This is a genomic window from Serratia sp. CY40230, from assembly GCF_052168835.1.
GTDB classification, from domain to species: domain Bacteria; phylum Pseudomonadota; class Gammaproteobacteria; order Enterobacterales; family Enterobacteriaceae; genus Serratia; species Serratia nematodiphila.
Map to the genome: position 1 here is coordinate 132,296 of NZ_JBJNLX010000001.1, position 21,935 is coordinate 154,230.

23 protein-coding genes are annotated in these 21,935 nt (G+C 61.1%); 13 read left to right on the forward strand and 10 right to left on the reverse strand.

Annotated elements, in window-relative coordinates:
• Window positions 1-24: 24 nt before the first annotated feature.
• Both ACJ8IJ_RS00560 and ACJ8IJ_RS00565 read right to left on the reverse strand, forming a co-directional pair.
• Window positions 25-993, reverse strand: a complete 969-nt coding sequence (locus tag ACJ8IJ_RS00560) for a DMT family transporter (protein ID WP_442518171.1) — start codon at window positions 991-993, stop codon at window positions 25-27.
• Window positions 994-1,091: 98 nt separating this feature from the next.
• Entirely contained in the window at window positions 1,092-1,919 is an 828-nt protein-coding gene (locus tag ACJ8IJ_RS00565; RefSeq protein ID WP_442518172.1) for an AraC family transcriptional regulator, read from the reverse strand.
• Between the two features lie 197 nt (window positions 1,920-2,116).
• Here ACJ8IJ_RS00565 and ACJ8IJ_RS00570 point away from each other — a divergent pair, with 197 nt between their 5' ends.
• Window positions 2,117-3,550, forward strand: coding sequence for an NAD-dependent succinate-semialdehyde dehydrogenase (locus ACJ8IJ_RS00570; protein ID WP_004938137.1), 1,434 nt, complete (start codon window positions 2,117-2,119; stop codon window positions 3,548-3,550).
• Window positions 3,551-3,598: 48 nt separating this feature from the next.
• Here the strand turns inward: ACJ8IJ_RS00570 and ACJ8IJ_RS00575 are convergent, their stop codons facing one another.
• From ACJ8IJ_RS00575 to ACJ8IJ_RS00585, 3 genes are read right to left on the reverse strand one after another with little or no spacing between them, the layout of a single operon-like run.
• Window positions 3,599-4,501: an alpha/beta hydrolase gene (locus tag ACJ8IJ_RS00575; protein WP_442518173.1), complete on the reverse strand. Its 903-nt coding sequence runs from the start codon at window positions 4,499-4,501 to the stop codon at window positions 3,599-3,601.
• On the reverse strand, window positions 4,491-5,384 hold the full coding sequence (locus ACJ8IJ_RS00580; RefSeq protein WP_015377949.1) for an alpha/beta fold hydrolase: 894 nt from the start codon (window positions 5,382-5,384) through the stop codon (window positions 4,491-4,493). The genes ACJ8IJ_RS00575 and ACJ8IJ_RS00580 overlap by 11 nt, the downstream gene beginning before the upstream one ends.
• Window positions 5,385-5,410: 26 nt before the next feature.
• On the reverse strand, window positions 5,411-6,466 hold the full coding sequence (locus tag ACJ8IJ_RS00585) for a sugar phosphate isomerase/epimerase family protein (RefSeq protein ID WP_442518174.1): 1,056 nt from the start codon (window positions 6,464-6,466) through the stop codon (window positions 5,411-5,413).
• Window positions 6,467-6,606: 140 nt separating this feature from the next.
• On the opposite strand from ACJ8IJ_RS00585, the gene ACJ8IJ_RS00590 reads away from it, so the two are divergent.
• A complete protein-coding gene (locus ACJ8IJ_RS00590; RefSeq protein ID WP_442518175.1) occupies window positions 6,607-7,200 on the forward strand; it encodes a TetR/AcrR family transcriptional regulator in 594 nt (197 codons plus the stop codon).
• Between the two features lie 39 nt (window positions 7,201-7,239).
• Here the strand turns inward: ACJ8IJ_RS00590 and ACJ8IJ_RS00595 are convergent, their stop codons facing one another.
• Entirely contained in the window at window positions 7,240-8,133 is an 894-nt protein-coding gene (locus ACJ8IJ_RS00595) for a LysR family transcriptional regulator (RefSeq protein ID WP_131164714.1), read from the reverse strand.
• Between the two features lie 106 nt (window positions 8,134-8,239).
• Between ACJ8IJ_RS00595 and ACJ8IJ_RS00600 the strand changes: the two genes are divergently transcribed.
• Window positions 8,240-9,355, forward strand: coding sequence for an alpha/beta fold hydrolase (locus ACJ8IJ_RS00600; protein WP_286093320.1), 1,116 nt, complete (start codon window positions 8,240-8,242; stop codon window positions 9,353-9,355).
• Here ACJ8IJ_RS00600 and ACJ8IJ_RS00605 read toward each other — a convergent pair.
• On the reverse strand, window positions 9,352-9,654 hold the full coding sequence (locus tag ACJ8IJ_RS00605; protein WP_047026060.1) for a cupin domain-containing protein: 303 nt from the start codon (window positions 9,652-9,654) through the stop codon (window positions 9,352-9,354). The two genes, ACJ8IJ_RS00600 and ACJ8IJ_RS00605, sit on opposite strands and share 4 nt — an antisense overlap.
• Before the next feature lie 78 nt (window positions 9,655-9,732).
• Window positions 9,733-10,665 (reverse strand): LysR substrate-binding domain-containing protein, encoded by a 933-nt coding sequence (locus tag ACJ8IJ_RS00610; protein ID WP_049188959.1) that lies wholly within the window; start codon window positions 10,663-10,665, stop codon window positions 9,733-9,735.
• A gap of 169 nt (window positions 10,666-10,834) precedes the next feature.
• Between ACJ8IJ_RS00610 and ACJ8IJ_RS00615 the strand changes: the two genes are divergently transcribed.
• From ACJ8IJ_RS00615 to ACJ8IJ_RS00655, 9 genes are all read left to right on the forward strand, one after another.
• Window positions 10,835-11,785, forward strand: a complete 951-nt coding sequence (locus ACJ8IJ_RS00615; RefSeq protein ID WP_004938163.1) for a branched-chain amino acid ABC transporter permease — start codon at window positions 10,835-10,837, stop codon at window positions 11,783-11,785.
• Window positions 11,786-11,795: 10 nt separating this feature from the next.
• Complete coding sequence (locus ACJ8IJ_RS00620) at window positions 11,796-12,908, forward strand: ABC transporter permease subunit (protein ID WP_075684418.1); 1,113 nt, start codon at window positions 11,796-11,798, stop codon at window positions 12,906-12,908.
• Window positions 12,905-13,675, forward strand: coding sequence for an ABC transporter ATP-binding protein (locus ACJ8IJ_RS00625; RefSeq protein ID WP_004938167.1), 771 nt, complete (start codon window positions 12,905-12,907; stop codon window positions 13,673-13,675). Before ACJ8IJ_RS00620 ends, ACJ8IJ_RS00625 begins: the two co-directional genes overlap by 4 nt.
• Window positions 13,668-14,381, forward strand: a complete 714-nt coding sequence (locus tag ACJ8IJ_RS00630) for an ABC transporter ATP-binding protein (RefSeq protein WP_442518176.1) — start codon at window positions 13,668-13,670, stop codon at window positions 14,379-14,381. Before ACJ8IJ_RS00625 ends, ACJ8IJ_RS00630 begins: the two co-directional genes overlap by 8 nt.
• Before the next feature lie 76 nt (window positions 14,382-14,457).
• A complete protein-coding gene (locus ACJ8IJ_RS00635) occupies window positions 14,458-15,567 on the forward strand; it encodes a branched-chain amino acid ABC transporter substrate-binding protein (protein ID WP_442518391.1) in 1,110 nt (369 codons plus the stop codon).
• A gap of 18 nt (window positions 15,568-15,585) precedes the next feature.
• Window positions 15,586-16,077: an L-2-amino-thiazoline-4-carboxylic acid hydrolase gene (locus ACJ8IJ_RS00640; protein ID WP_442518177.1), complete on the forward strand. Its 492-nt coding sequence runs from the start codon at window positions 15,586-15,588 to the stop codon at window positions 16,075-16,077.
• Window positions 16,074-17,300, forward strand: a complete 1,227-nt coding sequence (locus ACJ8IJ_RS00645) for a Zn-dependent hydrolase (RefSeq protein WP_442518178.1) — start codon at window positions 16,074-16,076, stop codon at window positions 17,298-17,300. Before ACJ8IJ_RS00640 ends, ACJ8IJ_RS00645 begins: the two co-directional genes overlap by 4 nt.
• A gap of 82 nt (window positions 17,301-17,382) precedes the next feature.
• Window positions 17,383-17,730, forward strand: a complete 348-nt coding sequence (locus ACJ8IJ_RS00650; protein ID WP_004938187.1) for an ArsR/SmtB family transcription factor — start codon at window positions 17,383-17,385, stop codon at window positions 17,728-17,730.
• A 3-nt stretch (window positions 17,731-17,733) separates the two neighbouring features.
• On the forward strand, window positions 17,734-18,267 hold the full coding sequence (locus ACJ8IJ_RS00655) for an SRPBCC family protein (protein ID WP_015377962.1): 534 nt from the start codon (window positions 17,734-17,736) through the stop codon (window positions 18,265-18,267).
• Here ACJ8IJ_RS00655 and ACJ8IJ_RS00660 read toward each other — a convergent pair whose 3' ends face one another.
• A complete protein-coding gene (locus tag ACJ8IJ_RS00660; RefSeq protein WP_049240912.1) occupies window positions 18,268-19,296 on the reverse strand; it encodes a transporter in 1,029 nt (342 codons plus the stop codon).
• Between the two features lie 256 nt (window positions 19,297-19,552).
• Between ACJ8IJ_RS00660 and ACJ8IJ_RS00665 the strand changes: the two genes are divergently transcribed.
• Complete coding sequence (locus ACJ8IJ_RS00665; protein ID WP_004938199.1) at window positions 19,553-20,305, forward strand: hypothetical protein; 753 nt, start codon at window positions 19,553-19,555, stop codon at window positions 20,303-20,305.
• Between the two features lie 68 nt (window positions 20,306-20,373).
• Here the strand turns inward: ACJ8IJ_RS00665 and ACJ8IJ_RS00670 are convergent, their stop codons facing one another.
• Complete coding sequence (locus ACJ8IJ_RS00670) at window positions 20,374-21,804, reverse strand: SH3 domain-containing protein (RefSeq protein ID WP_442518179.1); 1,431 nt, start codon at window positions 21,802-21,804, stop codon at window positions 20,374-20,376.
• Window positions 21,805-21,935 lie beyond the last annotated feature (131 nt).

Below are 21,935 nucleotides of genomic sequence, written 5' to 3' on the forward strand. Positions count from 1 at the left end.
TCGCGCCCGCCTTCGCGGCGGGCGTCACCTCGGCTTGTCCTCCAGCGCCACCACTACCGGCTGCGGCTTGATGCGCATGGCGTACACCACGCCGGCCATCAGGCAGAAGATGCCGGCCAATGTCAGCAGTGGCGGCCAGGCCTGACGCAGCAGAAAGGTATACGCCAGCCCCGCCAGAATTTCGAACACGATGAGCGGCCCCACCAACACCGTCGGCAGCCGCTGGCTGGCTTCGTTCCAGCACAGCGCCCCCAGCCAGGAACAGAACACGCCGATGACCAGCATCAGAGGGATAAACACCTCAGGGCGCGGGCCGAACGGCAAGGTGAACGCCGGCTCGCTCAGCGCCAGCTGGCCGCAGACCGCCAGATAGCCCAGCAGCGCCAGCGGCAGCGTCACCAGCCCTTGGGCCGTGGCCCAGGTGGCCGGACGCTGCGTCGGATTCTCCCGCAGCCAGCGTGAATTGCGCAGCGGGAACCAGGTCCAGCACGCCACCGCCAACACGGCCAGCCCAAGACCGCTGAGATAGCGCCAGCCGTCGATCGATACCGCATTGCCGCGCAGCTCGGCGACGTTCACGCACGCCAATCCACAGACGATCAGCAGCAGCGCCGGCGCCAGCTTGCCCCAGGCCAGGCGCCCGTCGTGCCGGCCGTAAAACAGGTTGGCGCAGATGGCGATCACCACCGGCAAAGTGCCGATGATCATGGTCGAGACCGGTGCGCCGGTGCGCTGAATGGCGCTGGCCAAACACAGGTAGTACAGCAGATTGCCGATGGCCGTCAGCTTGAGCGCTTCCAGCCAATCCTGACGCCGCAGCTTGCGCAGACGGCGACGATCAAACCACGCCAGCGGCAAGGTAATCAGCCCAAAGGCCAGATAGCGCCCGGTGGACTGCAGCGCGGCGGGATAGTCCGGTACCAGCAGCGGGCCGACGAAAATCAGTCCCCACATCAGCCCGGCGGCCAGGGCAAACACAACGCCAATGAACATAACGACTCCGACAAACGGCCGGCGCGGCCAACCCGCCCGACAAGACAGCGGCAGAGTAGCGAAAACGCGGGGAGGAATTATTGTAGCAGGTTGCTGTTTTAGCCCAATTTCACCTGTTTCTGGAAACGCACCGGCGTGACGCCGTAACGGTTAGCGAACGCGCGCGTCAGATGTGCCTGATCGGTCAGCCCCGCCGCCGCCGCCACCTGTGCGGCGGGTATGCCGCGCTCCAGCATGCGTTTAGCCTGCGACAGCCGGATCGCCATCAGCATCTGCTGCGGCGAGACGTGATATTCGGCCTTGAACTTGCGCTGGAAATGGTACGGGCTGAGCGAGACCAGATCGGCCAGTTGGTGGAGGGTTACGGCCTCGGCATAATTATCGTGCAGGTGGCTTTTCACCACCTCGAAACGGTGCGCCGCCTCGGCTTTCTCTCGTTGCCCGGTGCGGATATGCGGTTGCAGCAACTCGACGGCCTCCAGCAGCAGGCCGTCGAGCGTAAGCGGATCCTCGGTTTGCCACAGCATGGCGAGAATGGCGGACAGGCGGTGCGCCGCCCGCGGATCGTGGCGCACCGCCTCGGTAAACCACTGGCTCCGATCGCCGGACAGCTGCTCCAGCGCCTCGGGCGCCAGATAGAGCATGCGGTAACACCAACCGCCCGGCGTTTCGGCTTCGCCGGTGTGCAGCTCGTCCGGGTTCATCAATACCAGCGCGCCCGGCGCCGCTAAATGCTGCGCCCCGCGATAGCGAAAACGCTCCGCCCCGGTGTCCACGGTGCCGATGGCGAAGGCGTCATGGGTATGCGGCTCGAAGGCATAGCGCTCAATGTGCGCCTGATAGAGTTCGACGCCGGGCAGATGCGACAAATGCCGGAACTGCGCGCAATCCTTCTCGAACGGAAACTGTTGTGGAACCCCTTGCACCCGACCTCCTCATCCGTGCTGACAATCTGCTCAGCATAGCCAAAACATCGCCGATTGAGTAGCCGCCCTGGTCCTTTCGTGCCCCTCGCCTGGACGATCGCCGCCATTCGGCGTAGGGTTAAGGTCCCTGTCCCATTCAGGCGCGCCGCATCGCAAAACTCAGCGGCCCCTGACCACTCCGTAAACAAGAGGCAACAATGTATCCGGATACTCAACTGTATATCGATGGACAATGGCGCAACGCGCTGGCCGGGAAAACCCTGCCTGTCACCAACCCCGCCAGCGACGAGGTCATCGGTCAGGTGGCGCACGCCGCCACAGAGGATCTCGATCTGGCGCTGGCCGCCACCGAGCGCGGATTTAACCTCTGGCGCAACACCGCCGCACACCAGCGCGCCAACCTGATGCGCAAAGCCGCTGCGCTGCTGCGCGAACGCGCCGACGCCATCGCCGCCATCATGACGCAGGAACAGGGCAAACCGGTGGCGCAGGCCAAGATTGAAATTCTCAACGCCGCCGACGTTATCGACTGGTTCGCCGGCGAAGCCACCCGCACCTACGGGCAGATCATTCCGTCCCGCGCCCGCGACGTGCAGCAGCAAACCCTGAAACTACCGGTCGGCCCGGTGGCCGCCTTCACGCCGTGGAACTTCCCGATTAACCAGATCGTGCGCAAGCTGTCCGCCGCGCTGGCGGCAGGTTGTTCCATCATCGTCAAAGGTCCGGAAGAAACCCCGGCCTCACCGGCAGAGCTGATCAAAGCCTTCGCCGACGCCGGTATCCCAGCCGGGGTGATCGCACTGGTGTACGGCACCCCGGCGGAAATCTCGGAATACCTGATCCCGCATCCGACCATTCGCAAGATCTCCTTCACCGGCTCCACCCGCGTGGGCAAACATCTGGCGGCGCTGGCCGGCCAGCATATGAAAAAGGCCACCATGGAGCTGGGCGGCCACGCGCCGGTGCTGATCTTTGACGACGCCGATCTCGACGCGGCAGCCAAAGAGCTGGCGCAGTCGAAGTTCCGCAACGCCGGCCAGGTCTGTATCGCCCCGACCCGCTTCCTGATCCAGCAAGGCGTTTACGAGGCCTTCGTGGAGAAATTCACCGCCGCGGTGCGTGAGCTCAAGCTCGGCAACGGGCTGGAAGACGGCGTGACGATGGGCCCGATGGTGCTGGGCCGCAGCGTCGACAATATCGAGGCGCTGGTGCAGGACGCTATCGCCCACGGAGCGAAGGCCAGCACAGGCGGCAAACGCGTGGCGGGCAAAGGCAACTTCTTCGAGCCGACGGTGCTGCGCGACGTGCCGCTGAGCGCGCGCGCCATGTCGGAAGAGCCGTTTGGCCCGGTAGCCCTGCTGCGCCCGTTCGCCACCTACGACGAGGCGATCGCCGAAGCCAACCGTCTGCCGTACGGGCTGGCCGCCTACGCCTACAGCCGCAACATCGCCACCGTCAATGCGCTGGGGCGCGACGTGGAGAGCGGCATGCTGAGCATCAACCACATCGGTTTTGGCCTGCCGGAAACGCCATTTGGCGGCGTGAAAGACTCCGGTCACGGCACCGAAGGCGGCAGCGAAGCGATCGAATCCTACCTGGAAACCCGCTTCGTCACCGTCGCCGGCCGTTAATCACGTGTCTGATGAATAGCCAAACGCCCCGCAATGCGGGGCTTTTTTTTACTCGCCGGCCAGCTCGAACAGCCGTCGCGCCGCCGGGGTCAGCCCCAGCATGTGTATGCAGGCATGCACCATGCCCGGCAACCGTTCGCAGCGTACCGCCACGCCCGCCTCGCGCAGCCGCTGCGCATACTCCTCGGCCTCATCGCGCAGCGGATCATATTCGCAGCTCAGAATGGTGGCCGGCGGTAACCCGCGCAGCGTGGCGGCGTGCAGCGGTTCGCCGTAGGGTTCGCGCCGCTGAGCCAGATACTGCTGCCAACAAAATACCATCGCGTCGCGCGTCAGAAAGTGCCCCTCGGCAAACTCGCGATAGCTCTCCGTCGCCATTTCGCGGCTGAGCGCCGGGTACAGCAGCAGCTGGCGCTCGATATGCGGGCCGCCGCGATCCCGCGCCAGCAGCGCGACCGCCGCCGCCAGATTGCCCCCGGCGCTGTCGCCCCCCACCGCCAGACGGTCAGCGTCAATCCCTAACTGCGGCGCCTGTTGCGCAGCCCAACAGAGCGCCTGATAGACATCTTCCAGCGGCTGCGGAAACGGATACTCTGGCGCCAGACGATAGTCGACCGACAGGATCACCCGGCCGGTGGCGTTAGCCAGCGCCTGGCAGGGCTGGTCATACAGCGCCAGCGAACCGAGGCACCAGCCGCCGCCGTGGGCGAACAGCATCGCCGGTTGTGCGGCAGCGCGCCTTTCCCCCGCCGGTAGATAGACGCGCAGCGCAATCCGGTGCCCATCGGTGGCGACCACCGTATAGTCCCTGACGCCGCCGCTCGGTGCCGCTTCGCCCTGCAGCAAGCGCAAACCGGTTTCCGTGGCCGCGCGCATTTCCGCCAGCGACGCGGGTGGCGGCACATCGGCCGATGCCGTCAAAAAGGCGGCGATGCGTTCATCAAGCGGCATGCTGTTCTCCCGCAAGGAACGGCGTAATCAGTGCGATAAACGCCTCATGACACTCCTCGGTGATGAAATGGCCGCAGCCGGCGACCGTTTCGCCCCGCAGATCGCGCGCATTGCCCTGCAGCGTCGTCAGCGGCGCGTCGCCGGTGGCGTGTTCCGCCCCCACGGTCAGCACCGGCATCGTCAATGGCGTGGCGGCGCGCACTCGGTTCTGGCGAACGGTCTCCGGGATCGCCCGGTAATAGTCGAATCCGGCGCGCAAGCCGCCCGGCGCCGAATAGGCGGTGATATAGACCTCAGCCGCCACCCGGTCGCGCCGATAGGACCAGCGGTTGAAGATATAGCCAAGATACTCCCGCTCGCGCCCCTGGGTCAGGGTCTCCGGCAAATCCGCCAACTGGTTGAACATGAAATGCCACAGGAAGATGTTCTCCTCCGGCGCGACGAAAATCGGCGGCGGCGGCGCCAGACCGGGGATCACCGCCTCCGTCAGCACCAGGCGCTCCACCGCCTGCGGGAAATCGCTCGCCATGGCGTAACCGACCCACATGCCGATGTCGTGGCCGACCAGTTGGTAACGTTCGTGGCCCAGTTGCGCCATCATCGCGTGCAACGCCGCACCGATGCTGCCGGTGTCGTAACCGCCGACGGGCTTGTCAGAGTCGCCGATGCCCGGCGGATCGACGGCGATCGCCTGAAAACCGGCCGCCGCCAGGGCGCGCATCACATGGCGCCAGGTGTACCAGGTTTGCGGCCAGCCGGGGATCAGCAACACCGGCCGCCCTTCACCGGCTATCACGCAGTGGATACGTTGGCCATTGACCTGGGTATAGACGTGTTCCGCCCCGAGATCCTGCAACAGGATCTCGTTCTCTTGTTGTTTCATGGGGTGACTCCCTGTGATGGACTGGCTCAGCGAATGCCGAGCAAGGCATTGATCTGCTGTGGGTTAACCGGCGCGCCGGCGAAGTCATCGAACACTTTGTCGGTGACACGGATAATGCGATCGCGAATGAAGGCCGCGCCCTCGCGCGCGCCGTCCTGCGGATTTTTCAGGCAGCATTCCCACTCCAGCGTCGCCCAGCCCGAATAGCCGTACTGCGTCAAACGGGAAAAAATGCCGTTGAAATCGACCTGACCGTCGCCCAGCGAGCGGAAGCGGCCGGCGCGATCGATCCATGACTGATAACCGCCGTAAATGCCCTGGCGGCCGGTCGGATTGAACTCGGCGTCCTTAACGTGGAACATGCCGATAACCTCTTTATAGATATCGATAAACTCCAGATAGTTGAGCTGCTGCAGCACCATATGGCTCGGATCGAACAGCACCCGGCAACGCGGGTGGTGGCCGACGCGTTCCAGAAACATCTCGTAGGTCACGCCGTCATGCAGATCTTCACTCGGGTGAATTTCATAACATAGATTGATGCCCTGCTCGTCGCAGGCGTTGAGCACCGGCAGCCAGCGTTTGGCCAGCTCGTCGAACGCGGCGTCGATCAATCCTTCCGGGCGCTGCGGGAACGGGAACAGATAGGGCCAGGCCAGTGAACCGGAAAAGGTGCCCAGCTCGCTGAGCCCGAGCCGCGCCGAGGCTTTTACCGCCAGCAGCATTTGCTGCAGCGCCCACTCGCCGCGCGCTTTGGCATCGCCGTGCAGCGCCGGTGGCACGAAGCTGTCGCACAGCGCATCGTAAGCCGGGTGCACCGCCATCAGTTGGCCGAAAATATGGCTGGTCAGTTCGCTGACCACCAACCCATGCTCCGCCAACATACCGGTCAGATCGTCGCAGTAGGTTTGGCTTTGCGCAGCGGTAGCCACGTCGAATAAACGCCGATCCCAGGCCGGGATCTGCAACGCGCTAAAACCGGTCTGCGCCGCCCACTCGGCAATGGCGGGCAGGCTGTTGAACGGCGCTGTCTCATCGCTGAACTGCGCGAGATGCAGGCTTGGACCTTTGAGGGTTTTCATCGTAAACTCCTATTGGTTGTCAATTGACAAACAATAGGAGCAAAGCGCGGCGACCGCAAGCGAAATTTATAAAGGCATTGGTATTCCCGCCGATTTAAGCGATCCTATGTCGCTGAATGGCAGGTAAATTGGAGCAGCGAATGGCAGGCAGACCGCGCGAGTTCGATCGCGAACAGGCGCTCTTGAAGGCGCGAAACTTATTCTGGCGGCAAGGTTACGAAGGTACTTCGATGTCGGATCTGGTGGCGGAGTTGGGCATCGCTTCCGCACGCATCTACAAAGCGTTTGGTTCCAAAGAGCAGCTGTTCCGCGAGGCGATCGCCAGTTACGAAACCAAGGAAGGCGGCTTTGCCGATCGCGCCTTCGCGCAGGAAAGCGGCATTCGCCCGGCGATCAAACGCCTGCTGGAAGATGCCGTGCGGCTCTATAGCAGGCCGGATCTGCCGCAGGGCTGCATGGTGGTCTACTCCGCCGCCAGCGTCAGCGCGGAAAACGACGGGCTCAAAGTCTGGCTGGCAGAGCACCGGCTGCAGCGCACGCAGCAGATCGTCGAACGGCTGCGCCAGGCGGTGCAAACCGGCGAATTGCCGGCCGACACCGACGCCGACAGCCTGGGTGACTATTTCGCCGTCTTCCTGCACGGCCTGTCGATTCAGGCGCGTGACGGCGTCACCGAGGCGCGGTTATTGGCGGCGGTAAACGTGGCACTGACGGTCCTGGGCGACCGTGCCTAATCGATTCTTGAATGCGGTTCAAACTCATGCGCGTTTTACCTATGGCCGTGGAGGAACTGCGTTTTTGACAAAATCCGCGACGTGGGGATTGATATTTTCCGCCTTGTGAATCAGAGCAACCTGATACGGGATCTGTTCTCCATTAAGCCGACAAAAAGAAACGTTTACCCAGCCGCTTTTTTGCATGAATTCAGGGACCAGACTGACTCCTAATCCCGAAGCAACAAGGCCGACTATCGTTTCCATCTGCACGGCTCGCTGAACAACCTCAGGAATAAATCCTGCCTTTTCGCAGGCTTCAATAATAGAGCGATAAAGACCAGGCCCTTCCTGCTCTGGGAACAATACCCACGGCTCCCTGGCCAGGGCAGAAAGCGAAAGAACGCCGCTTGTTCCGGCAGGATGTTTACTCGGCAAAACGGCAATCAGCGGGCAGCTAAAAAATGGATGGCAAGACAGTTTCGGTATGGCGTATTCAGGAACAGGTAAAACCGCAATGCCAATATCAAGCGTGTCTTCCAAAAGGCTCGCAACCTGTCGCGCTGTCGTCATTTCTTTCAATTCAAGCACCACCTGCGGACAGGAAAAGTGAAAACGGGCGACCATTTCGGGAAGCAGATGTCTGACGGCGGAAGCGACAAAACCGATGCGCAAAGCCCCCGTCATTCCCTGGCCGGCGCGTCGTGTCAGTAACATCGACCTTTCCATCTGCATCAGCGTCGCAACCGCTTCCTTCTGCAACACTTTGCCTGCCGGGGTCAGTGCCGTTATACGATTGGTTCGTTCAAAAAGCCGGGTGCCCAACGCCTCTTCCATTTGACGGATCGCGTTTGTCAGCGGGGGTTGAGCCATATGCAAACGCTCAGCCGCTTTACGGATATTCATTGTTTCTGCAACCACAAGAAATTGACGGAGCTGACGCAGGGTGAGCATATCGCGATACCTTCAACGTATTAAGAAAGCCCCTCGATAGTATTAGACACACTAGCCAGGTAGCCTGAAGATGCTTCCTGTATATATTCGCGGAGCAGAAATAACAATGAACATACTCAGATCGTTGTCACTGACTTATCGAAACCTAAATACGTTGCTGGCCCTCCTTATCATGTCAGCGTCGTCAACGCTGGCTGCATCAAAAGAAAATGAAATCCCCACACCTGTAAGTCGAACAGACAGATACATTTTGCTTGCGGGCGGAGAGCAACTGCACGTCAGGGAAGTCAGCCTGAAATCTGAGGGCAAACCTGTACTGCTGATTCATGGCGCACGGGTTCCCGGCCTGGCCTCTTTTGATTTGCCCGTCAAGGGCGGCTCTTTGGCTGCAGATCTGGCATTAGCCGGTTTTCGGGTATATATCCTCGATCTGCGGGGATACGGGTTATCCAGCCGGCCGGCCGCGATGGATAGCCCCCCTGACCGGTCGACGCCTTTGATCCGCACGGCGGATGCCGTGACCGATATCGCTCACGCCGTGCAGGCTATTCAGGCGTGGAGCGGCTCCCCTCGTGTTAGTCTCTTGGGATGGGCGACAGGAGGACACTGGGCTGGCGCTTATGCAACCCAATATCCACAGAATGTGGAACGGCTGGTGCTCTATAACACGCTTTATGGCGGAACCGCCCACCACCCGCTGCTGGGCCAGGGATCGCCGCTGGACGATCCTCAAAATCCCGGGCATTTCAACGCCGCCAAATTTGGCGGCTGGAGCCTCAACACGCGGGACAGTCTGTTTGTCGCCTGGGATAACAGCATTCCCGTGGCGGATAAAACACAGTGGCGTGATGAAACAGTGAAACGCGCTTACGGCGATGCCGCACTGGCATCGGACAACACCTCGCAGCGCAGAACGCCACACAGTTTCAGGGCGCCAACCGGTGCCATGGCAGACAGCTTTGAGCTGGCGACGGGCAGAAAACAGTGGTCGGCAACCGCCTTAACCACCGTTCCCGTGTTGGTTATTCGCTCAGAACGGGATTTTTGGAGCCGCCCTGAAGATATGGACGCCATCATGAAAGATGCCCCTTCAGCCGAAAAGCTGGTCATTCCTGAAGCGACACATTTTGTCCATCTCGATAGAGATAACGCCGGCAGACAACGCTTTCTCCAGGGCGTTGTCAGATTTCTGGCGCAGCCTCAGCCCAACGACGGCACTTAATCCTCCGGCAAATCGACAATCACCAGCGTGCCTTCGCTGCCCGGCAACACGCGGTGCGGTACGCCGGCCGCGGCCTGATACAGCTGCCCGGCTCGCACCACCACTTCTTCCCCCGCCACCTGCAGCCGCAGGTGGCCGCTGATCACCAGCAACCCTTCGCTGTAATCATGCACTTCATCCGCAATGCTGCGCGCATCCATACGCAGCACTTTGATGTTGGCCGCACCGACGCGGCCCAGCACGGCAGAGCGCCAGGCCTCGGGCAGTTCGGCCGCCTGCTGGTTTAAATCGAACAGCATCGTCATACCTTATCGCTACAGAGGAACCGGCACTCTACTGCAAAGCCGTCACCTGCTGAAAGACGCGTTGGTTGTAGATTATGCCCCGGCGTTCTGAGCCGCCGCCTCCCGGCGCAGCCACTGCCGCAGATTTTCGCCTTCCTGCGACAGTTCACTGTCCAGCCGAGCGCACAGGTAATAATCGCGGCCGTCATCGATCGGCAGATCGAACATTTTGATCAACTCACCGCTCTCAAGGTACTGGGCGATTAACGGTTCACGCATCAACGCGCACCCTAACCCCGCCTGCACCGCCGCCAACGTCAACAATCCATCCTCGAACATCGGGCCGATACTGCGCAGCGGGCGCTTGACGCCGGCCTGCTGAAACCATTGCATCCAGGTATTGCGCTCCTCGTCGTGCAGCAGCGGCAGCGTCGCCAGCTGATCCGGCGTATCGAGCAGACCGTGCAGTTTACTGAATGCCCGGCTGCACACCGGCACCATTTTTCCGGACATCAGCTTCTCGCTGCGATAGCCGGTCCACTGCCCGACCCCGAAGCGGATCGACAGATCGGCGGCGTCGCTCAGGTAATTGCGGTGGTTGGCGTAAACCACATTGATGTCGATATCCGGATTTTCACGCAGAAAACCGCGCAGCCGCGGAATGAACCAGCCCATGCCGAACAGCGGGATCAGGCTGATGGTCACCTGCCGCGACGCGGATTGTTCACGCACGTGTTCGGTCGCCTGCCGCAGCACGTTGAACGCCGAGCGAATCGAGCGGTAGTACTCCCGCCCCTCGCTGCGCAGCACCAGGTTGCGCCCCTGCCGTTCGGTCAACGGCATCTGCAAAAATGCCTCCAGCGTTTTGAGTTGATGACTGACCGCCGAAGGCGAAATCATCAGCTCGTTAGCCGCCGCGCTGATGCCACCCAGGCGCGCGATGGCTTCGAACGCCCGCACGGCGCGCAGCGGCGGATCGTTCGGCAGCATCGGCAATGGCTCATCGTACTGTTCTGTTTTTTTCATATATTGACTGTTTTTGGGAAATCGACACTGAAGGAATGGATTCAATATACATAAAAATCAATACATTAAAATCACTCGTTTTTTGTATAAGAAAGTATTTTTCCGTATTTTACAATTTTTTTAAATTCTCTACTGTGAGCCTCTGACTCATTATCTCCGGACTCTCCTTATGGATACGCTGGTACAGCAAACCGTCAACGGTTTGATGCTCGGCAGCATTTATGCGCTGATCGCGCTCGGCTACACCATGGTGTACGGCATCCTGCGCATCATCAACTTCGCGCACGGCGACGTGCTGATGGTCGGGGCGCTGAGCGCGCTGTCGGCGATAAACGTGTTGCAACACCACTTTCCCGCGTTATCGCCCTACGCCACGCTGCTGCTGGCAGCCCTGTGCGCCATGGCGGTCTGCGCCATCACCTCGATGGCGATCGAGCGTCTGGCCTATCGCCGGTTGCGTAATGCACCGCGCCTGGCCCCGCTGATCAGCGGCATCGGCGTCTCGCTGCTGTTGCAAACCCTGGCGATGCTGATCTGGTCACGCAATCCCCTGATGTTTCCGCAGCTGTTGCCGATGACGCCCATCGCCCTGACCGCAGGCAGCGCCGAACATGCGCCGGCGGTGATCACCGGCACGGCGATCGTCACGCTGGCGGTGGCCGTCGCGGTGATGGCCGGTCTCTGGCTGCTGGTCGAACACAGTCGTTTCGGCCGCGCCATGCGCGCCACGGCGGAAAACCCGCAGGTCGCCGGCCTGATGGGCATCAGTCCTGACCGCATCATCGTTCTGACCTTCGCGCTCGGCGGCGCGCTGGCGGCGGTCGCCGGCATCATGATGGCCAGCAACTACGGCAATGCCGGTTTCTCGATGGGCTTTCTGCCCGGCATCAAGGCGTTTACCGCCGCCGTGCTCGGCGGCATCGGCAACCTGCGCGGCGCGATGCTCGGCGGATTGCTGCTGGGCCTGTTCGAATCGCTGGGCACCGGCTATCTCGGCGAGCTGACCGGCGGCGTATTCGGCAGCAACTACCAGGACGTGTTCGCGTTTCTGGTGCTGATCGCCGTGCTGGTTTTCCGCCCCTCCGGGCTGTTGGGCGAACGCATCGCCACGCGCGCATAAGGACATCACGATGACCGTTTTGACTCCCCCCGCTCCTCTGGCCACGCCGCGTCGCGCCGGGCTGGGGCTGACGTTGTTCATTCTCGCCCTGCTGCTGGCGCCCTGGGTGGCGGGCGCCGCCGGCGGCAACTATTGGGTGCGCGTTGTCGACTTCGCCTTGCTGTACCTGATGCTGGCACTCGGGCTGAACATCGTGGTGGGCATGACCGGATTGCTGGACATGGGCTTTATCGCTTTTTACGCCGTTGGCGCCTATCTGGCCGCGCTGCTGTCGTCACCGCATCTGACGCAGCAGTTCCCGCTGCTGCTGCAGTGGTTCCCCGACGGACTGCACCTGTCGATGCTGTGGCTGATCCCGCTGGCGGCGCTGCTGGCGGCCGCGTGCGGCATCCTGCTCGGCGCGCCGACGCTGCGGCTGCGCGGCGATTATCTGGCGATCGTCACGCTGGGCTTCGGCGAGATCGTGCGCATTCTGATGCGCAACCTGGATCGCCCGGTCAACCTCACCAACGGCCCCAAAGGCATTTCCGGCGTCGATCCGGTCAGCCTGTTCGGCCTGAAGTTTTCCGGCATGCATGAGTGGTTCGGCGTGCGTTTTTCCGGCCTGTACCTGTATTACTACCTGTTCGCCGCGCTGCTTCTGGCGATCCTGTTTATCAGCCTGCGGCTGCAGAATTCGCGCATTGGCCGCGCATGGACGGCAATCCGCGAAGACGAGGACGCCGCGCGGGCGATGGGCATCAACACCCGCAACTTCAAGCTGCTGGCCTTCGCCATCGGCGCCACCTTCGGCGGCGTGGCCGGCGCGCTGTTCGCCGCGTTTCAAGGCTTCGTGTCGCCGGAATCCTTCACCCTGCAGGAATCGATCGCCGTACTCGCGATGGTGGTGCTCGGCGGCATGGGGCACATTCCCGGCGTGATCCTGGGCGCGCTGCTGCTGGCCGCCCTGCCGGAGCTGCTGCGCAGCAGCATGGGGCCGCTGCAGCAGGCGCTGTTCGGCCAGGTGCTGATCGACCCGGAAATCATCCGCCAACTGTTCTACGGCCTGGCGCTGATCCTGGTGATGCTGTATCGCCCGGCGGGCCTATGGCCGGCTCGCCATGCCGGGAGGAACGCCGCATGACGCCGCTGCTCGCTTTAAATCACGTCAGCAAACGTTTCGGCGGCCTGACGGCGGTGGATGACGTCAGCATGAGCATCCGCCAGGGGGAAATCTACGGCCTGATCGGGCCGAACGGCGCCGGCAAAACCACCTGCTTCAACCTGATCACCGGCCTGTATCGCGCCGACGAGGGCGAGTTCAGCCTGTTGGGCCAGCGCTATAAACCGCAGGCCATCGACAAAGTGGCGCAGGCCGGCATCGCCCGCACCTTCCAGAACCTGCGGTTGTTCAACGAAATGAGCGTGCTGGAAAACGTGATGGTCGGCTGCCATGTGCGCACCCGCAACGGCCTGTGGGCGGCGATCGCTCGCCACGGGCGCGCGAAAGAGGAGGAACAGGCGGTGCGCGATAAATCTCATGCGCTGCTGGAGTACGTCGGCATCAGCCAATTCGCCCATTACCGCGCCGGCGATCTCGCCTATGGCCATCAGCGGCGGCTGGAGATCGCCCGCGCGCTGGCGACCGAGCCCCGGCTGCTGGCGCTGGACGAACCGGCGGCGGGCATGAACGCCGGAGAAAAAGTGGCGCTGCGCGAACTGCTGCTGCGCATCCGCGACAGCGGCAAAACGCTGCTGCTGATCGAACACGACGTCAAGCTGGTGATGGGCCTGTGCGATCGGCTGACGGTGCTGGATTACGGCAAAGCGATCGCCGAAGGCGAGCCGGCGCAGGTGCGGCGCGAACCGGCGGTCATTCAGGCCTATCTGGGAGGCGGCGCGCATGTCTGAAGCCCTGCTGAGCGTTAAACGACTCAAAGTGTCTTATGGCGGCATTCATGCGGTCAAAGGCATCGATTTTATGGTCAACGCCGGCGAACAGGTGACGCTGATCGGCGCCAATGGCGCGGGCAAGACCTCCAGCCTGCGAGCGCTGACCGGCCTGCAGCCGTTCGAAGGCGACATCCTGTTCGACGGTTGCTCGATTCGCGGCGTGCCGCCGCACCGGTTGCTGCAACGGGGGCTGGTGATGGTGCCGGAGGGACGCGGCATTTTCACCCGTTTGACGGTGCGGGAGAACCTGCAGCTCGGCGCCTATGCGCGGCGCGACAAATCGGCGGTGCGGCAAGATTTCGAACAGGTGTGCGCCACCTTCCCGCGGCTGAGCGAGCGCCTGCACCAACCGGCTGGGCTACTTTCGGGCGGTGAACAGCAGATGGTGGCGATGGGCCGCGCGCTGCTCAGCCGCCCGCGATTGCTGATATTGGACGAGCCCTCGATGGGGCTGGCGCCGATTGTGGTGGAAGCCATTTTCACGGTCATCAAGCAGTTAGCCCGTGACGGCGTCACGCTACTATTGGTCGAGCAGAACGCCCGCCTGGCGCTGGAGTCCACCGATCGCGCCTACGTGTTGGACAGCGGCAGCCTGAGCCACAGCGGCCGTTCCGCCGACATGCTGGACGATGAAAAAATCAAACAGATCTATTTGGGTGAATAACCGTTGTTTCTTTTAACCGCACCAGGAGTATGACATGCAACAGAACATTCGCATCAAACCGTTGGCGCTGGCTGCCATGACAATGATTCTTAGCCTCCCGGCGCTGGCGGCCGACACCGTGCTGATCGGCCTGGCCGGGCCGCTGACCGGCCCTTCCGCGCGCATCGGCAAAGATCTCGAAAACGGCGCGCAACTGGCGATCGCCGACGCTAACGCGCAGAAACCGACGCTGAACGGCAAACCGGTCACCTTCAAACTGGTGTCCGAGGACGACCAGTCCGATCCGCGCACCGCCGTGGCCGTGGCGCAGCGTTTGGTCGACGAAGGCGTCGCCGGCGTGGTCGGCCACTGGAACACCGGCACCAGCATCCCGGCGGCGCGCATCTATCACGACGCCGGCATCGCCCAGGTGGCACCGGTCGCCACCGGTCATGGCTATACGCAACAAGGTTTTGACACCAGCTTTCGCGTGATGGGCCACGACGACGACGGCGGCAACTACGCCGGGCAATATGCGGTCAAGACGCTGAAAGCCAAGCGCATCGCAGTGATCGACGATCGCACCGCTTTCGGCCAGGGGCTGGCGGACGAATTCATCAAATCGCTGCAGGCCCAGGGCGTGCAGCCGGTCGCCCGTGAATACGTCGATGACAAGACCGTCGATTTCAGCGCCGTGCTGACCACCGTGCGCAGCAAAAACGCCGATCTGATCTTCTTCGGCGGCGTAGATTCCCAGGCGGCGCCGCTGGCGCGCAAACTGAAACAGTTAGGCATGAACGCGCAGCTGATGGGCGCCGGCGGCTTTGTCAGCCAAACCTTCCTGACGCTGGCGCAGCAGGAAGGTGAAGGCGTGGTGGCGCTGGAGCCGGGGCTGCCGCTGGAACAGATGCCGGGCGGCAAGGCGTTTGAGCAAGCCTACCGCGATCGTTACCACACCCACATCGAACTGCATGCGCCCTTCGCCTACGACGCCACCCGAGTGCTGATCGCCGCCATCGAACAGGCCGGCTCAGCCGACCCGGCCGATTATCTGCCGAAACTGCGCGCCATACATTATCAGGGCGTGACCGGCGCCATTGCCTTCGATGCGCAGGGCAACCTGCAACAGCCGAGCTTCACCCTGTATCGGGTGGTTGACGGCAAATGGCAGCCGCAAACCGTGTTGGGCGGCGCCACACCACAATAAATCAAGAGGAGCAAGGCGATGAGCTGTGCAAACAACGAGTTGGGCATTTTGGCCCGCAGAAAAATCGAGGCGGAGATCATCAAACCGATCTACCAGATCCTGGTGCGTGAAATCGGCAAGGCGCGCGCCCAGGCGGTGATCGGCGAGGCCATCGAGAATGCCGCCATCGAGGCGGGCAAACAGTTCGCCGCCCAGGAACCGAACGGCGCGGATCTGCGCAGCTTCGCCGCCTTGCAGTACCTGTGGGAAAAAGACGATGCGCTGCGCGTCGAGGTGATCAATCAGGACGAACAGCACTTCGACTATAACGTCACCCGCTGCCGCTACGCCGAGATGTATCACGAGATGGGGCTGGGGGAGATCGGCCACCTGCTCTCCTGCGCTCGCGACAGCCAGTTTATCGTCGGCTATGCGCCTGACGTTGAACTGCAGCGCAGCCAGACCATCATGTCCGGCGCCCCCTGCTGCGATTTCCGCTACGCCGCTAAAACGCCGGGAGAAGATCAATGACGTATCGAGTCAACGGCGAGCGCCTGTGGCAAAGCCTGCAGACGATGGCGCAGTTCGGCGCCATCGCTGACAACGGCGTCACCCGCCTGGCGCTCAGCGAAGAGGATCGTCAGGCGCGCGACCAGCTGCGCCGATGGGCGCTGGAGGCCGGTTGCAGCGTGCGCGTCGATCGGATGGGCAACATGTTCCTGCGCCGTGAAGGCACGCGGCCCGAGCTGGCGCCGGTCGTCACCGGTTCTCACGGCGACTCGCAGCCCCGCGGCGGCCGTTTCGACGGCATCTACGGCGTGCTGGCCGGATTGGAGGTTATTCGTACCCTTAACGATCGGCAGATCGTCACCGAACGCGCGATTGAAGTGATCAACTGGACCAACGAAGAAGGCGCGCGCTTCGCGCCGGCGATGATCGCCTCGGGCGTGTTCGCCGGGGTATTCGACCTGGAATACGGCCTGACGCGCCACGACGAGCACGGCGTCAGCCTCGGCGAGGCGCTGGAGCGAATCGGCTACGCCGGCGAGTATCCGGTGGGCGGCACGCCGATCCATGCCGCCTTCGAGTTGCACATCGAACAGGGGCCTATTCTGGAAGCGGAGCATCTCGACATCGGCGTAGTCACTGCCGCACAAGGGCAGCGCTGGTATGAACTGGAGGTCGTCGGCTTTAGCGCCCATGCCGGCACCACGCCGATGGACCGCCGCCGCGACGCCCTGCTGGGCTTTGCGACGCTGGTCACGGCGGTCAATCGCATCGGCTGGGATTTCGCGCCCGACGCGCGCGCCACGGTGGGCATGGCGCAAATTACCCCCAATTCACGCAACGTGGTGCCGGGGCGCGTCTTTTTCAGCGTCGAATTCCGCCATCCAGAGGAGTCAATTCTGGAGCAGATGGAGCAGCGCCTGCTGGCGGCTGTGAACGCCGTCAACGACGGCAGCCTGACCGCGCGCGCCGAGCGCATCTTCCAGTATCCCCCGGTCGCTTTCGATCGGAGCTGCATCGACAGCGTACGTCATGCCGCGCAAGCGTTGGACTATCGCCATCGCGACATGATTTCCGGCGCCGGCCACGATGCCTGTTACCTTAACCGCGTCGCTCCGACCGCCATGATTTTCATTCCCTGCGTGGACGGCATCAGCCACAACGAACGGGAAGATATCACCCCCGCCTGGGCCACCGCCGGCGCCGACGTATTGCTGAACGCCCTGCTGGCGCACGCCGGCGCCTGATCCTTGCCCCGGTTTCTCGCCGGGGCAAAAAATATTCAACAAAACGGTTGAATATTAGCCCGTCTGTTCTATATTCAACCATATGGTTGAATTATCTTCCTCACAGCTGGACGCCATTTTTCATGCGCTGGCCGACCCGACCCGCCGCTCGATGTTACGCGCGCTGGCCGGCGGTGAGCGCAGCATCGGCGAACTGGCCGCGCCGCTGCAGATGTCGTTCGCCGGCGCCTCCAAGCACGTGAAAGCACTGGAACATGCGGGCCTGGTGCAACGCACCGTGCAAGGAAGAAACCATATCTGCCGGCTCGAACCCGAGCCTATGGCGCAGGCCATGCACTGGCTGCAAACCTATGAACATTTCTGGACTGAACGGCTGGATGCGCTCGAACAGGCGCTGCTGCAGCCCGAACAGCTTCCTCCCAAGGAGTGAACCATGAATGATTACGGCATGATTATCGAACCCGGCACGCTGCGCATCCAGCGGCTGCTGCCCGGCCCCATCGAGCGGGTGTGGGCTTACCTGACCGAATCCGACAAGCGCGCCACCTGGCTGGCGGCCGGCGCCATGAAGTTGGAAAACGGCGCGCCGCTGGAGCTGGAGTTTCGCAACTCCGATCTGGCGGGCGAACACGAGCCACCGCCGGCCAAGTACAAACAGCACGGCGGCTGCGTCAGCAACCGCGGCCACATCACCTGCCTGTTCCCGCCGCGCCTGCTGAGCTTTACCTGGGCCGAACAAGATCAGGGCCGCCCTTCCGAGGTGACCTTCGAGCTGACGGAACAGGGAAACGCGGTGCTGCTGACGGTCACCCACCGGCGCCTGGCCAACCGCGACGAGATGCTCAGCGTCGCCGGCGGCTGGCACACCCATCTGGATATCCTGCTGGATCGTCTGCACGATCGGGCGCCGCAGCCGTTCTGGAGCACCCATGCCCGGCTGGAAGAAGAGTACCGCGCCCGCCTGTAATTACGACTCGTCCCTGCGCCTGAACGCCAGATAACCGGCGATCAGCGTAAAACTGCCGACCAGCAACACCAGCAGGATAAAACCGTGGTGATTGCTGGCCAGCGGTATCCCTCCGACGTTCATGCCGAAGAAACCGGCGACGATGTTGATCGGCAACGCCAGCACGGTGATCACCGTCAGGGTGTAGAGCGTGCGGTTATTCTGCTCCATCAGCTTGGCGCCCAGTTCTTCCTGCAGCAGCCGGATGCGTTCGGTCAGGCTGGCGAGATCGTTCAACACCACGGTGAACTCTTCGGTAAACTGCCGCAGATCCTGCACCACCTCACGGCTCAGCCAGGCCGGCGGCCGGTTCAACAGGCGAAACAGCGCGGCCGGTTCCGGCGCCAACAGGCGCTGAAAGCGCAATAACATGCGGCGCATGCGCCCCAGTTCGGCGCGGTTGCGCTTGACGCGGCGGGTCAGCAGGCGATCCTCGATGGTATCGACATACTGGTTAGCCTGCCGCACCACCTGCTCCAGCACGTCCTCCTGCTCTTCCAGCAGGTGCGCCAGCAGCTCGGTAGACGATGCCAGCTCCAGCGCCGTCAGGCGGCCAAGCAGCCGTTCAATCAATCGCACCGGTTTGTGACGCACGGTGACCACCAGCCCACGGCAGCAATAGAGCCACAGCGTCGCCGTTTCCGGGTTGCTGTCCTCAGGGTGGAAAATCACGTCGTTGAGCACCGCGAACAGATCGTCGCCCTGGCGCTCGATGCGCGTGGTGTGGGAACCATGCCGGATTTCATGGAAGAAAAAATCGGAAATGGCGAAATGGTTTTTCAGCCACTTCTCCGCCGCCGCGTGGTTGAGATTGAGGTGCAGCCAGACAAAGCCGTCGCCGGACGGCAAAGCCTGGTAGGCCTGACAGATCTGCTGCGAGTTCAGGCGCACCGGCGGCTCACCGGAACGAAACACATGGCCGTAGATCAGCCCGGTCACTTCATCATCGAAATCAAGCTTGTGCATCTTTTCCGCTAACCGTTGCACCATAACGCCTTATCCTGCCTATTGCCGTTAGCCCAGATCGTCCACGCTGTTATAACAATCTTTATCGCTCGGCGTTAATGATTTTCAACGCTCTTGCTCATTAATATTTTCGTCATAAAAACGTCATTTCATTTTAAAAAGTTTTCATCCCTTGCCCGTTCAGCAACCGCACAATGGCTAAATGAATATAGCGGCTGATACCCTCCACCATGCAAGACACATTCATTTAAGGAACACGCTCAATAAGGAGATAACGACAATGAACAAGTTTATTACGGGCGGATGGAGCCAGTCTCTGGCTGGCCAACCGCATAAAGCGTTCGATGTCATGATGTACGGCATGGTAACCAACCTTGATGGCTTAACCACAGGCACCTCATCCCAGCCAGGATGGAGTCCGGAAAAACAAAACAAACCCGATACGCTTCCCGGCTTTAACGGAAAGACGCTATGGGTTTACGGCGGCGGCGGATGCTCCCCGCAGCAAAAGCCGGCCAATGAGGATGAAGTGTTGAGGATCGTCGCGGCCACGGTCGATCGGGGCTGGGATGGCGTCGATTTTGATGACGAATGCAATATGAACACCGAACGGGTCATCGAAGCCATGAAACAGCTAAAAGAGGCCGGGAAAGAGACCAGCTTTGGTTTTATTGCCGGTTATTCTTACAACCACCCCAATACGGAAAATGGCAACAAGCTCAACGAGAAAGTCAGAAAAATCATTCAATCAGACCAATGCGACCGCTTTATCCATTACTGTTATGCGGCAGCGATGTGGAGCAATGACGATATTCTCGCTAATGTGATCCCGGCATTAAAACAATCGTTGGCGAACGGGGCCGAAAATAAAAAATGCATTCTGGCCCTGACGACCAAAGGATTGACCGACTGGAATTTAAATTACTTTATCGATCAGGTTTTGGACTTTAACCTTGGCGGATTATTTATTTGGAATTACGCTAACCTGACGGATGAGCACGATAAAATTATCCAGCGCCGGCTAGGCAATTAGCGCAGTTCGATTTGTCGCCGCACAAAAAGCGGCCGCATTCGCGGTCGCTTTATCAGCTAAAGAATGGGCTATTCAATAAATCCCAGTTTGAACTGCGCCTTGCCCGCCAGCGACATCAGGCTCGCATCTTCAGGATAGGTCGCCAGCAGCGGGAAAAAGACTGCGCCGCCGATAATGCTGCGGCGCTTTGAATCTGCCGGGCGCAGCCCCCAGATATTCTGGTACGTCATCGGCACGACCTGGCCGTCAACGAGCGCATTGCCGATATACAGCATGATATGGCCCGGAATGTAAACCAGCGTGGTGAAGGGTTTGCCGTGATCTTTGAGATAGCGCAGCCGTTCACTGGTGTTCGCTTGAGCAAGATCAACCACCCGGGTGGCGGCCTGTATCTGCGCGGCGGAATTTCTGGGAAGAAAGAGGCCAAAAGGCATCAACAGACTGCGCAGTTCGGCGGAGCAGTCATTATTGAAGTTATAGTTCCCCCAGCCATAAGGCCTGCCGCTCATTGACCGCATCAGTACGGCAAAATGTTCGGGCGTCATTTTCCACGGCATGGCGGCAAATTCCCCCTTCTTGACAACGATCCGGCGCATCTGTGCGCGGCCATCCTCTCGGCGTACCGGCACGGCGACCACAAAAAGACCCTGTCGGTGACGGTAAAATGGCAGGATCGTGCCGTGGCGCGCCGTAAAATAAAATTGGCCGCCGGCTTGCACCGAGACCGGCTGTTTAATGAATGCCCCCAGATTTTTCTCCGCCAGCGCCAGCCATTCGGTGACAAACTGCCGATCCACCGCCGCGATGTCTTCGCTATGCACCCATCCGATCACCGTTGGCGACGCGACGTAGTTCCAGCGTTTATCGCGGCTTTGCGTAATAACGTATACAGGCGTACCGGGACGGATAGATGAATCCTGTAAATTATCAAACGGATAACCCTGTCCAGCCAGGCGAGGATCGTCATAAGCCGGATCGGCCGTCGGCAGGATCCTGACCAGCGTTTCCCTGACTGCAATGCCCCTGCCCGCAGGATGGAACGCCTTATCCATGTCGGTCGACGCGTTATCTCTGACTTGCTGTTTCCAGCGGTCAGTGTGAGTCCTGAAGTTTTCCCCCCAGGAGACACTTTCACTTCCCAGGTATTTATCCATTGCGGCATCACGGCGGCTTTGCGCTTCACGGTTCAGGACGGAAGCGATGTAATGCGGATTCCAGGGGGATTGATCATTCGGCCCCATGCCAAAATAGTGGGATTTGAGGGCGGAGAAATGGCGCTGCTGCGCGGCGGCATCCATCACGGGCACCCACCGTTGCGGGCCATAGGGGATCCATTTATCGACAGATTGCGAGTAGTTACCCAGCGGGAATAGCGATTTGGTCGCATCGATAGGGGTTGTCGCTACGGCGTCTTGAGGTGGCTCTCTGACCGGCGCACTATGGCAGGCCGACAGCAACAGAAGCATCATCAATACAAAGGGTTTTATTCCATTAGGCATTTTTTATCATCTCCGTGACAGGTGAAAATTTCTTCTTCATCCTGACCAGAAGTGATTGCAAATGATACTCAATAACACTATCGATTGACGCCCGGTTGAGGAACAAAACGCAAAAGCAAGCCCGCCCGCTT